At 64.7% G+C, this 9,816-nt stretch carries 17 protein-coding genes and 1 tRNA gene; 11 read left to right on the top strand and 7 right to left on the bottom strand.

The genetic code is table 11. The features are described from left to right. Positions 1-13 precede the first annotated feature (13 nt). Together AC1DYL_RS18770 and gpt are read left to right on the top strand one after the other, a co-directional pair. Positions 14-787, top strand: coding sequence for a competence/damage-inducible protein A (locus AC1DYL_RS18770; protein WP_477174342.1), 774 nt, complete (start codon positions 14-16; stop codon positions 785-787). Positions 788-846: 59 nt separating this feature from the next. Then, on the top strand, positions 847-1,344 hold the full coding sequence (gene gpt, locus AC1DYL_RS18765; RefSeq protein ID WP_477174341.1) for a xanthine phosphoribosyltransferase: 498 nt from the start codon (positions 847-849) through the stop codon (positions 1,342-1,344). 2 nt (positions 1,345-1,346) lie between these two features. Here gpt and AC1DYL_RS18760 read toward each other — a convergent pair whose 3' ends face one another. The 3 genes from AC1DYL_RS18760 to AC1DYL_RS18750 all read right to left on the bottom strand — a co-directional run bounded on the left by AC1DYL_RS18760 (position 1,347) and on the right by AC1DYL_RS18750 (position 3,040). After that, positions 1,347-1,631, bottom strand: a complete 285-nt coding sequence (locus AC1DYL_RS18760) for a helix-turn-helix domain-containing protein (RefSeq protein WP_477174340.1) — start codon at positions 1,629-1,631, stop codon at positions 1,347-1,349. 72 nt (positions 1,632-1,703) lie between these two features. Further along, entirely contained in the window at positions 1,704-2,069 is a 366-nt protein-coding gene (locus AC1DYL_RS18755) for a VOC family protein (RefSeq protein ID WP_477174339.1), read from the bottom strand. A gap of 89 nt (positions 2,070-2,158) precedes the next feature. Continuing rightward, a complete protein-coding gene (locus tag AC1DYL_RS18750) occupies positions 2,159-3,040 on the bottom strand; it encodes an alpha-1,2-fucosyltransferase (RefSeq protein ID WP_477174338.1) in 882 nt (293 codons plus the stop codon). A gap of 85 nt (positions 3,041-3,125) precedes the next feature. On the opposite strand from AC1DYL_RS18750, the gene AC1DYL_RS18745 reads away from it, so the two are divergent. From AC1DYL_RS18745 to AC1DYL_RS18735, 3 genes are all read left to right on the top strand, one after another. After that, positions 3,126-3,211, top strand: a tRNA-Leu gene (locus tag AC1DYL_RS18745). Between the two features lie 19 nt (positions 3,212-3,230). Then, entirely contained in the window at positions 3,231-3,518 is a 288-nt protein-coding gene (locus AC1DYL_RS18740) for an ASCH domain-containing protein (RefSeq protein ID WP_477149539.1), read from the top strand. Further along, positions 3,515-3,985, top strand: coding sequence for a hypothetical protein (locus tag AC1DYL_RS18735; RefSeq protein ID WP_477174337.1), 471 nt, complete (start codon positions 3,515-3,517; stop codon positions 3,983-3,985). The genes AC1DYL_RS18740 and AC1DYL_RS18735 overlap by 4 nt, the downstream gene beginning before the upstream one ends. On the opposite strand, the gene AC1DYL_RS18730 is transcribed toward AC1DYL_RS18735, so the two are convergent. Beyond that, complete coding sequence (locus tag AC1DYL_RS18730; protein WP_477149537.1) at positions 3,982-4,344, bottom strand: hypothetical protein; 363 nt, start codon at positions 4,342-4,344, stop codon at positions 3,982-3,984. The genes AC1DYL_RS18735 and AC1DYL_RS18730 overlap by 4 nt on opposite strands. Before the next feature lie 189 nt (positions 4,345-4,533). Between AC1DYL_RS18730 and AC1DYL_RS18725 the strand changes: the two genes are divergently transcribed. From AC1DYL_RS18725 to AC1DYL_RS18710, 4 genes are all read left to right on the top strand, one after another. Then, positions 4,534-5,307 carry a MerR family transcriptional regulator gene (locus AC1DYL_RS18725; RefSeq protein WP_477174336.1) on the top strand — a complete coding sequence of 258 codons (774 nt, stop codon included), beginning with the start codon at positions 4,534-4,536 and terminating at the stop codon, positions 5,305-5,307. 98 nt (positions 5,308-5,405) lie between these two features. Further along, positions 5,406-5,588: a CsbD family protein gene (locus AC1DYL_RS18720; protein WP_477157636.1), complete on the top strand. Its 183-nt coding sequence runs from the start codon at positions 5,406-5,408 to the stop codon at positions 5,586-5,588. Between the two features lie 90 nt (positions 5,589-5,678). Then, the gene (locus AC1DYL_RS18715) at positions 5,679-6,029 is read left to right on the top strand and encodes a DUF1304 domain-containing protein (RefSeq protein WP_477149534.1); all 351 of its coding nucleotides are present in this window, start codon (positions 5,679-5,681) and stop codon (positions 6,027-6,029) included. Between the two features lie 230 nt (positions 6,030-6,259). Beyond that, a complete protein-coding gene (locus AC1DYL_RS18710) occupies positions 6,260-6,565 on the top strand; it encodes a hypothetical protein (RefSeq protein ID WP_477149533.1) in 306 nt (101 codons plus the stop codon). Positions 6,566-6,604: 39 nt separating this feature from the next. Here AC1DYL_RS18710 and AC1DYL_RS18705 read toward each other — a convergent pair whose 3' ends face one another. Then, positions 6,605-7,132 carry a dihydrofolate reductase family protein gene (locus AC1DYL_RS18705; protein WP_477174335.1) on the bottom strand — a complete coding sequence of 176 codons (528 nt, stop codon included), beginning with the start codon at positions 7,130-7,132 and terminating at the stop codon, positions 6,605-6,607. A 66-nt stretch (positions 7,133-7,198) separates the two neighbouring features. Here AC1DYL_RS18705 and AC1DYL_RS18700 point away from each other — a divergent pair, with 66 nt between their 5' ends. Beyond that, positions 7,199-7,759: a TetR/AcrR family transcriptional regulator gene (locus tag AC1DYL_RS18700; RefSeq protein ID WP_477174334.1), complete on the top strand. Its 561-nt coding sequence runs from the start codon at positions 7,199-7,201 to the stop codon at positions 7,757-7,759. 60 nt (positions 7,760-7,819) lie between these two features. Next, a complete protein-coding gene (locus tag AC1DYL_RS18695) occupies positions 7,820-8,332 on the top strand; it encodes a methylated-DNA--[protein]-cysteine S-methyltransferase (RefSeq protein ID WP_477174333.1) in 513 nt (170 codons plus the stop codon). A gap of 26 nt (positions 8,333-8,358) precedes the next feature. On the opposite strand, the gene AC1DYL_RS18690 is transcribed toward AC1DYL_RS18695, so the two are convergent. Together AC1DYL_RS18690 and AC1DYL_RS18685 are read right to left on the bottom strand one after the other, a co-directional pair. Further along, on the bottom strand, positions 8,359-8,919 hold the full coding sequence (locus AC1DYL_RS18690) for a gluconokinase (protein ID WP_477174332.1): 561 nt from the start codon (positions 8,917-8,919) through the stop codon (positions 8,359-8,361). Continuing rightward, positions 8,888-9,667: a glucose 1-dehydrogenase gene (locus AC1DYL_RS18685; RefSeq protein ID WP_477149743.1), complete on the bottom strand. Its 780-nt coding sequence runs from the start codon at positions 9,665-9,667 to the stop codon at positions 8,888-8,890. Before AC1DYL_RS18685 ends, AC1DYL_RS18690 begins: the two co-directional genes overlap by 32 nt. Positions 9,668-9,816 lie beyond the last annotated feature (149 nt).

The raw sequence follows: 9,816 nt of genomic DNA, 5'->3' as shown, positions 1-9,816 counted from the left end.
TTCCGGGGCATCCATGCCGTCGCCTGAAGCCGTTACCGCCGCACTCGTCGTCATCGGCGACGAAATCCTGTCCGGCCGGACCAAGGATGTGAATATCGGCGCGACCGCGGATTTCTGCACGGAACTCGGCATCGAACTCAGCGAAGTGCGCGTCGTCTCCGATGTGGAAGAAGACATCATTGCCGCGGTGAACGCCGTAAGGGCGCGCTACACCTACGTTTTCACCACCGGCGGTATCGGCCCGACGCATGACGACATCACCGCCGACGCCATCGCCAAGGCGTTCGGCGTGGCGCTGCCGATCAATGCCGAGGCGCGGGCGATGCTGGAATCGCGCTGGAAGCAGACCGGTACCGAGGTCAACGAGGCACGGCTGCGCATGGCGCGGATCCCAGAGGGCGCATCGCTGATCGTCAACTCGGTGAGCGCCGCGCCAGGCTTCCGCATCGGCAACGTCCACGTGATGGCGGGCGTCCCCAAGATCATGCTGGCGATGCTCGAATCCATCGCCCCGACGCTGAAGGGCGGCAAGAAGATCAAGTCGATCACCATCCGCTGCGGCGTCGGTGAGGGGACTATCGGCGGGCCGCTCGGACGGATCCAGGAAGAGTTTCCCGACGTGAAGATGGGCAGCTATCCGCAGATGGGGCAGACCTTCGTCATGACCGAACTGGTGCTGCGCTCGTCAGACGAGGCGCGGCTGGCCGAGGCGGCGGGCCGGGTGCGCGAGATGGTGGCCGAGGCGCATCGCGCTGCAGGGCTGTCGGCGGAAGTCGAGGCTTACTGAATTTTCGGGCCGGTGGCCCCCGTGAAGATCGAGGCGGCCAGGCCGCCCAGGAGAACGAATTGAACCAGACCCAGCAGAAATCCTTCCCCGTCACCTGGGACCAGTTCCACCGCGACAGCCGGGCGCTCGCCTGGCGGCTGCAGGCGCTGGGTCCGTTCGATGCCTTGGTGGCGATCACCCGCGGCGGGCTGGTACCGGCGGCGATCGTGGCACGCGAGCTCAACATCCGCGTGGTCGAGAGCGTCGCGGTGAAGAGCTACGATCACCAGAGCCAGGCCGGCATCAGGGTGCTGAAGCCGATCGCGCCGGAGCTGCTGGACAAGGCCCGCAACGGCGGCAAGATCCTCATTGTCGACGATCTGGTGGACACCGGGGCCACGGCGCGCGTGGTGCGCGACATGCTCCCCGGCGCGCATTTTGCCACGGTCTATGCCAAGCCCAAGGGCCGCGAGATGGTCGATACCTTCATCACCGAAGTCAGCCAGGACACCTGGATCTTTTTCCCGTGGGACCTCGACGTCGCGTATGTGCCGCCGATCTCGGGCGCGACGGACTGAGGTCAGCCAGTCGTAAGATCGATATCGATCTTCAATCTCGCCCCAGTCGCCTCTGCATATCTGCGAAGCGTCGACAGGGAGGGGGAGACATGCCCTCCCTCCAATCGTGCGACGGCTGATTGCGTCGTGCCGATCTTCTTGGCGAGTTCCGCCTGGGAGAGCTTTGCGTGTGTTCGGGCCTTCACCAACGCTTCGATGATTGCGATCTCACCTTCTGCAGCCTGATACTCCTGCTTGAAGGTCGGATCCTCTATCAGCCGCTTCTTGAGATCAGAAATCTTGGTCATTGCATCACCCGATCATGATTATCGCGCATACGCTATATAGCGCATACGCTATGACCAGGCAAGGTGTGGAGTCTAGAGCTGCTGCACCACGTTGATCCACAGCCCCGATGGGTCCTTCACGCTGAAGCGGCGCTGGCCGAAGGGTTCGTCGGTCAGCGGGTAGTCCGGCTCCTTGCCGGTGGCGAGCACTTCGGCGAGCGCCGCCGCCGCGTCCTTCACCTCGAGCTCCATGCTGGTGCCGGCGGCGTAGGCCTCGGGCCCGGGCGGCCAGGATGGGTGGCCTGACGACATGAAGGCGATACTTGCGCCGTCGGCCTGCAGGTAGACGAACCACTCGTTCTCGAACACCACCTCAAAGCCAAGATGCCGGGTCCAGAAATCGCGGCAGGCGGCGAAGGCGTCGGTGACGACGATGGGGTAGCGGTCGATGTACTGCATGGCTGGCCTCGTTGGTCCGGTTGAGGCGGCAGCAATAGCGTACGTGCCCGACAGGCGACGTCAGGGTTTGGCGCGGATCGATCGGGCTTTCAGACCCGGATCCAGCCGGGGGGCAGGCGATCGTCGATATCGACTGGTTTGCCATATCCGGGGCCGAACCACTTTTTCGGGCCGACCACCTGCTTGTCGGGTGCGGAGCCAAGCCAGGCAGCCCACCAGCTGAAAGTTGAATTCGCAGTGATGAAGTGCTTGCACGACGACATCAGGTGCATGTCTTCGTAGGCGGTGAAGCCGGTGACCGGCCGCAGTCCTTGCCAGCCGGCCAACTCTTCCTGGGCGGGCGCCGGATCGTCGCTGAACAGGAAGTAGGTCGGAGCGTCGACGCGGGCTTCGAGCTCTGCCTTGGCCGCGAAATAGTAGTCGGACCGCAGCGTCTCGTAGATGGCGCGTGCCTCGGCCGTCGCGGTGTAGTCACCTCGACGAACATGCACGGCGACGGGGTTGCGCGCAGCAGCTATTTCCGCGGAAAGCTCGGCCGTCTGCGGAGTGGCGAGCTTTCTGGTGTCGAAGGCCCGGCGGATAGCTGGTTCGTGGCCTTCAAGGTAGCGCCAGGACTGAAGGTGTCCCACCAGCGCGGCCGGGCTTTGGACCTCGCGCGATCTCGGATCGAACCCCTCATGGGCAACCACGGGGACGGCGCCGCGGAACGGATCGGGCAGCAGCCCGAGGGAGATGCCAATACGGCGCCCGCGCTTGTAGGGCGGCACGCGCGCGACGTTGAGACTGATGCCGAACTCGTTGAGCCCGAGTCGCCGATCGCCGCGATCCAGGCGCTGATAGTGCCGGATGTCGCAGACCAACTGGGCTTCCAGCCGCTCGGCAACGGCCAAGCCCGCCGCATACTGGAACAGCTGATTGCCCAGCCCGCCATAGAGGGCAACCCCAACGAGGTTGGGGCGGATGCTCGACATTCCGGTTCTCCATGGCTGCCCGGCGACTATGGCCGGAAAATCCCTGGTTGTCAGCGTCGGAGCCGATGTGGCAGTGCTCAGCGGCGCGGGCGTGATGGAATGGTAGACATACGGGACTTAAAATCCCGAGGGTGTACACCCGTGTGGGTTCGAGTCCCACCGCCCGCACCATGAGCTGGAGGAGTGCCGGATGCTGTTGAAGCTGGACGTGCTGGAGGCGATCAAGCGCGGCGAGATTTCGCTGCAGTTCCGGCGCTGGACGCGACCGACGGTGAAGCCGGGCGGCACGTTGAAAACCAAGGTGGGGCTGCTGCAGATCGGGCGCATCGTCGACATGTCGCCCGATGCGGTGACCGAGGCGGACGCGAAGCGGGCAGGGTTCAGGGATGTGGCGGAGTTCCGCAAGTGGCTCGGCACGATGAAGGAAGGTCCGCTGTTCCAGCGCATCGAGGTGAGCTACCTCGGGGACGCACCATGATCCGGGCGGCGGCGTTGATGCTGGTGTTGTCGGTGGCGCCGGCGATGGCGCAGGAGACCTGCACGAACTGGACGGCGGGAATGCAGGAGGACGAGGGCGGCCCCGTGTTCACCGCATCGGCCTGTGCCACCGATCGGCCGGACGCCTACCTGTCGCTCACCTGTTCGAGTGGGCAGGTGTACCTGCGCTACGACCTGGCGGCGGGTGCCGAGCGGTTGCCGGATCTCGGGGAACAGACCGATGTCGATTTCACCTTTGGCGTTTCCACGCAGCGCCTCGCCATGAGTTACGAGGAAATGGATGGCCGGCATGCTGGGGACGTGCCCGCGAATGGACCGCTGATGGCGCTGATGAAGTCGGGTGAGGGGCTGAGCATCGTCGATGCCGACGGGCGCTATCCCGTGCACACCTTCAGTCTGGTTGGGTCGTCGGCGGCACTGGGGAAACTGGTTGCACAGTGCCGCTAGGCGCGCAGGCGTTCGCGTAGCCAGGGCTGATCGTCGAGATGCGGCCCGGTGACGGAATAGCGGCCGAGCGAGCCTTCGAGCGTGCGCTGCAGGACGACGAGGGCCCGGACCCATTCGGTGTAGAGGCGGCGCGAGCGGCGCACGCCATCGAGCGAAACGCAGCGGGTATGGGCCGCATGCCAATCGGGACGGCGGGCTTCGCGGGCGAAGCGGCGGATCACCGTGGCGTGCGGGACAGGCAGGGCGAGGACGGCCCAATAGACCGTCAGCGCATCCGGATCGGCCGCCTTGGCGCTCTCCACCGCCTGGACGCGAAAGGCCCAGATGAGCAGGTCCTGAATCTCGATACGTTGCGGCATTTCACCTCGCAGACACTGACTTAGTGCGTGAGGAACGGCCGACGAAATACCGAGTTTCCACATTTCGCCGCGATAGCCTGAGGGCTGGTTGACGCGGTGTGAAGCCAGCCGTCACAGCTTCTGCGCAAATCGATATTGACCCTCACGTAGCGTCAGGGACTATCCACCGTCCCGCGGAGAACGCGTGCGATGAGAGCTTTGACGGTCAGGCAGGTGGCGAAAGTATCTGGGGTATCGGTCCGGACGCTGCACCACTACGACCAGATCGGCCTCCTCAAGCCGGCGTTCACCGGGCAGAACCGCTATCGCTACTATGGGCAGGAGGAATTGCTGCGGCTGCAGCAGATTCTCTTGCATCGCGAACTCGGCATTCCGCTGGGAGATATCGGCGCCATCCTCGATGCGCCGGGCTTCGACCGGCTGGAGGCGTTGCGCCAGCAGCGCCAACGGCTGAGCGAGGAGGCAAAGCGCTATGCCCAGCTTGTCAGGACGATCGACCGCACGATCGCTAGTCTTGAAGGAGATCGCGCGATGAGAAACGCGGATTTGTACAAGGGCATCTCGCCCGACAAGCAGGCCGAATATGAGGCCTGGCTGGTGGAGCAGTTTGGCGGCGACATGCCGGAGCGCATCGCGCTAAGCAAGCGCGAGTATGAGAGCTTGTCGGAAGCCGAGAAGCAGCAGCTCAACCAGGAACTGCACGATATGGAGCAAGGGCTGGCCGAAGGCTTGCGTCGCGGCGTGCCGATGGGCTCCCCCAGTCTCGATCCGCTGCTCGGGCGGCATCGGGCGTGGGTGTCCCGGATGTGGGACAAGCAGTGCCCACCGGAGGCCTATGCCGGACTGGCGGACCTCTACCTGTCGCACCCCGACTTCATTGCCCGCTACGAGGCGATCGAGCCTGGGTTCGCCGAGTACCTGTCGGGCTCGATGAAGGTCTACGCGCGGCGCCTCGCCACGTGATCGTGGCGGCGAGGTTAATTCGCCGTAGGGCCGGAACGTTTGTTTCCGGCAGCGCATTATCTGCCCCGAATGCCAACCTTCTGGGGAGACCGGAAAAAATGCACAAAGACGAGATCAAAGGCGCCGCCAAGGAAGCCCGCGGCAACGTGAAGGACGCGGTCGGCAAGGCGACCGGCGACCGCAAGCTGCAGGCCGATGGCGCTGCGGACAAGGTCGAAGGCAAGATCCAGAAGGCCGCCGGCAAGGTCAAGGAAGCGGCACGCGACGCGCTCAAGCACTGACCTGTTCGCTTGCCCATTGCTGACGAAAAGGCCGCCCTCGTGGCGGCCTTCTTGCATTAGGCTCGCCCGAGGCAACACGGAGTCGCACGCATGATCGGCAGCATTCTCACGGGGGTGGTCGCCCTCATTCACGTCTACATCCTGATTCTCGAGATGTTCCTGTGGGACAAGCCGCAGGGGATGAAGGCGTTCGGCACCGCGCCGGCTTTTGCCGCCGAGACCAAGACGCTGGCGGCCAACCAGGGGCTCTACAACGGCTTCCTTGCTGCAGGGCTGATCTGGGGCATCTGGCTGGGCGAGGCGGGCGACCCGGTCAAGGTGTTCTTCCTCTTGTGCGTTGCGGTGGCAGGTCTGTTCGGGGCGGTGACCGCGAGCCGCAAGATCCTGTTTGTACAGACGATTCCCGCCGTGGTGGCGCTAATAGCTGTGTGGCTCGCCTGAGCTTATGCACAGGAGGGCAACTACTTAAGGGCAGAAATTGCCCATCATCCGTAACTTGGGTAACGTTCCATCCGGCGGGCGTGATCTGAGGGGTAACCGGCAATGCAGCAGCCGTATTTCTGGCGCATCGCGCCGCTTCAATGAACTCGCGGAAAGAGTTGTCCGCGGCTTGGGCGGACGCGACGCAGGACGGTGCGTGGTCGAGCCATCAAACTGAGGCGCGACCCACGGTGAAGCAGGTGGTTTTCTTGGTCGACTTCGGCATGGTGAGCCATGGGCTCGCCCCGCTGTTCGTCGACGGCCACGCCACCGAGATCGGCTTCTGGGGCTTTTCCAGCGACATCATCCGGCGGCTGACACGGCTCAATGAGCTCTACGATCGCCAGGTCAACTGGGACGATCCGGGCGACCCGACTTGGCGCATGTCGGAGCGCGACCGCAATGAGTTCAACGCGCTGCTGCCATTCCTCGTGTCGGAACTGCAGATCGCGCTTGGCGACAAATGGGAAATCGTCGTGCAGAGCGAGCCGATCTAGGTTCGCCGGAATGACATCGCGTGTGAGGAACCATCGCGCTCACTCGAAGCTGTAATGTAGCCGCACACACCCCGTGCCGAGCGTATTCGACGACAGCAGCTTGATGCTCTTGTTGAACCCGGTCGGCGGGAACAGCGGGTAGCCGCCGCCCAGCAGTTGCGAGATCACGTAGATCTCGATCTCGTCGAGCGCGCCGCGCTCCATGAACGCCATTTGCAGCTTGCCGCCGCCCAGCATCCAGACGTCGCCGTCGTCGAGGGTGCGCAGTTCGGCGACCAGTGCATCGATATCGGCGCGGGTCTCGAGCGGGCCGATCGGGTCGGGCAGGGGGCGGGAAGTAACGACGATGGTGCGCTGCTCGCCATAGGGCCATGGGATGTTCTCCTTGACCAGCCAGTCATAGGTGCCGCGGCCCATCACGACGGTGCGGATACGCTTGATGAACAGGTTGTAGTCGAACTCGCCCAGCTGCATGTCGGTGCGCTGGGTCAGCCAGGCGAGCGACTCGTCCGGAGCGGCGATGAAGCCGTCGAGGCTGCTGGCGATGTAGCCGAGGATGCGGGCCATATCGATTCTCCTTGTTCGTGGGTGCCGTAGCCGTTTATAAACGAATATTCGTTTACATTGGAAGCCATGGCAAGACCCAGGAAGATTTCGGACGAGGATGTCGTCGAAGCGGTGGCCTCGATGGTCTCGCGCGAAGGGCCGGCTGGGCTCACGTTCGCCTCTGCCTCAGCGGTAACCGGCTTGTCTCCTGCGACCCTGGTGCAGCGCTATGGCAATCGCGAGGCGCTGCTGCGCGCGGCGCTATTGTGGATGTGGGACCAGCTCGATCTCACCACCGCCGGTGCGGACGCAGCCCACTCGGTCGATCCGGAGGGCGCCATCGCCATGCTGGTTCGCATGTCAGCGGGCTACGGCGTCGGCGATGAGGCCGGGCAGGGGCTGTTGCTGCTGCGCGAGGATTTTCGCGATCCGGTGCTGCGGACGCGAGGCGTGGCCTGGAACAAGGTGCTCACCGAGGCACTGGGGCGCCGGCTGAGCGACGATCCGGCCCGGCAGCAGGTGCTCGGCCGGCTGATGGCGAGCCAATGGCAGGGCGCGGTGCTGTGGTGGGGCTTTTCGCGCGAGGGCACGCTGCGCAGCTTCCTGCGCCGGGAGTTGCGCGAATGGCTCACGGCAATGGGACTGTAGGGTCAAAACCGGCTTGGGCGACGCGCTGCGCCGCACTACATTGAGGTCATGCGCTACCGGATGCTCGATACCGCTCTCGGACCCATGGCGATCGGCTGGACCGATGCCGGGATTTCGCGCGTGCTGCTGCCGGGCGATACGTCGGAGGAGATGCGGGCGCGGTTGGAGAAGGCGGGCGGCATCGAGGATGCAGGCGGGCAGCCGGAGGTTGCGGCACGAATCCTCGCGTATGCGGAGGGTGCCAATGACAACTTCGCCGATGTCGAGCTGGACCTTGCAGGCATTCCGGCGGTGAACCGGCGCATCTACGAGCACATCCGCGAGCTTGCCTGGGGCGAGACCACAACTTACGGGGCCATCGCCCGCTGGCTTGGCGATGTGGCGCTGTCGCGTGCTGTAGGCGGCGCTATGGGCGCCAATCCGATCCCGCTGATCGTCCCGTGCCACCGGGTGCTGGCCGCGGACGGCCGGACCGGGGGATTCTCGTCGCCGGGCGGCGTCAGGGCGAAGATGGAGATGCTGGCGCTCGAGAAGGCCGCATCGCCGACGGGACAGTTCTCGTTCGGGTTCTAGGGGCTTGGCCTGGTGAGGGCAGTGACCTACTGCCCGCGCTTGAACACCTTCAGATGCCCCAGCTGCTTCACCACCTTCGTGGCGATCGCTTCCACCGGATCCTCGATCGATACTGCCAGCACATTCTCGTCCGGGCCTGGCCGCTCCAGTGTTGCGAACTGGCTGTCGAGCAGTTTTGGGCTCATGAACTCGTGCTGGCGGGCTTCGATGCGCTTCCTGATCACGTCGATGTCGCCGTCGAGGAAGACGAAGAGGATCGGCTCGCCGGCCTTCTCGGTGAGGAAGTCGCGGTAGGCGCGTTTCAAGGCTGAACAGGCGCCGACGGCGACGCCCTTCTGATCGGCGGCCTCGTGCAGGGCGCCGGCCAGCGTCTCCAGCCAGGGCCAGCGGTCCTCGTCGGTCAGCGGGATGCCGTTGCGCATCTTTTCCTTGTTGGCGGGCGGGTGGTAGCCGTCGCCATCGAGGAACGGGGCATGCAGCCGCCGGGCGATGGCCGCGCCGGTGGCGGATTTGCCCGACGACGACACGCCCATCGCGATGATGATGCGGGCATTCTCAAACGGTGGCAGTGAAGGCGCCGTCGACATAAAGGATGTGTCCGTTGACGAAGGAGGAGGCTTCGGAGGCGAGGAAGACCGCGGCGCCGCCCAGTTCGGCGGGCGCGCCCCAGCGCCCCATCGGCGTGCGCTTTTCGATCCAGGCGTTGAATTCCTGGTTCTCGATCAGGGCGGTGTTCATCTCGGTGCTGATGTAGCCCGGCGCGATGCCGTTGACGTTGAGGCCATGCTTGGCCCAATCGACCGCCATGCCGCGGGTGAGGTTGGCGATGGCCGCCTTGCTTGCCGCGTAGGGCGCCACCGTGGGGCGGGCAAAGTTGCTCAGCACCGAGCAGATATTGATGATCTTGCCGTACTTGCGCGCGATCATGCCGCGGGCCACCGCCCGGCCGACGATGAAGGCGGAGGTCAGGTTGGTGTCGATGACCTGTTTGAACTTTTCGAGCGGCCACTCCTCGAGCGGCGCACGGTGCTGGATGCCGGCATTGTTCACGAGGATATCGATCTGGCCGATCTCGTTCTCGGCGTGAGCGATGGCGTCATCGACGCTGTCCTCGCTGGTGACGTCGAAGGCCAGCGCCTTGATGCCGAGGGCGCCATCATCTGCGAGCCGGGCCGCGGCGCTGCCGAGCGCTTCGGGATCGCGGCCGTTGAGGATCACTTCGGCGCCGGCGCCGGCGAGCGCTGCCGCAATGCCGAAGCCAATGCCACGGCTCGAGCCGGTCACCAGGGCGCGCTTGCCGCTCAGGTTGAAAAGAGAAATCGAGTCCAAAGTCAGTGGCCCTCCCAGGCTCAGGCGGCGCGAGACTAGTGGATGAAGCGCGGCTTGATAAGACCAAGCGACCACCTCGGTGAGGGACGTACACAGGGCAGGCGTGCGCCGGGCTTCGAGGGGTGGCGTTCGGGCGTTGCCCGTGCCAAAAAGCC

This window comes from Devosia sp. P1_H9, assembly GCF_056405135.1.
Note: the sequence above shows the minus strand (reverse complement) of the source record. Positions and strands in the feature narration are given on the sequence as shown.

Coding starts and splice junctions, on each gene's coding strand:
- AC1DYL_RS18770 (WP_477174342.1), top strand. CDS start 14: ATGCCGTCGCCTGAAGCCGTTACCGCCGCACTCGTCGTCATCGGCGAC.
- AC1DYL_RS18760 (WP_477174340.1), bottom strand. CDS start 1,631: ATGACCAAGATTTCTGATCTCAAGAAGCGGCTGATAGAGGATCCGACC.
- AC1DYL_RS18755 (WP_477174339.1), bottom strand. CDS start 2,069: ATGCAGTACATCGACCGCTACCCCATCGTCGTCACCGACGCCTTCGCC.
- AC1DYL_RS18750 (WP_477174338.1), bottom strand. CDS start 3,040: ATGTCGAGCATCCGCCCCAACCTCGTTGGGGTTGCCCTCTATGGCGGG.
- AC1DYL_RS18740 (WP_477149539.1), top strand. CDS start 3,231: ATGCTGTTGAAGCTGGACGTGCTGGAGGCGATCAAGCGCGGCGAGATT.
- AC1DYL_RS18735 (WP_477174337.1), top strand. CDS start 3,515: ATGATCCGGGCGGCGGCGTTGATGCTGGTGTTGTCGGTGGCGCCGGCG.
- AC1DYL_RS18730 (WP_477149537.1), bottom strand. CDS start 4,344: ATGCCGCAACGTATCGAGATTCAGGACCTGCTCATCTGGGCCTTTCGC.
- AC1DYL_RS18725 (WP_477174336.1), top strand. CDS start 4,534: ATGAGAGCTTTGACGGTCAGGCAGGTGGCGAAAGTATCTGGGGTATCG.
- AC1DYL_RS18720 (WP_477157636.1), top strand. CDS start 5,406: ATGCACAAAGACGAGATCAAAGGCGCCGCCAAGGAAGCCCGCGGCAAC.
- AC1DYL_RS18715 (WP_477149534.1), top strand. CDS start 5,679: ATGATCGGCAGCATTCTCACGGGGGTGGTCGCCCTCATTCACGTCTAC.
- AC1DYL_RS18705 (WP_477174335.1), bottom strand. CDS start 7,132: ATGGCCCGCATCCTCGGCTACATCGCCAGCAGCCTCGACGGCTTCATC.
- AC1DYL_RS18700 (WP_477174334.1), top strand. CDS start 7,199: ATGGCAAGACCCAGGAAGATTTCGGACGAGGATGTCGTCGAAGCGGTG.
- AC1DYL_RS18695 (WP_477174333.1), top strand. CDS start 7,820: ATGCTCGATACCGCTCTCGGACCCATGGCGATCGGCTGGACCGATGCC.
- AC1DYL_RS18690 (WP_477174332.1), bottom strand. CDS start 8,919: ATGTCGACGGCGCCTTCACTGCCACCGTTTGAGAATGCCCGCATCATC.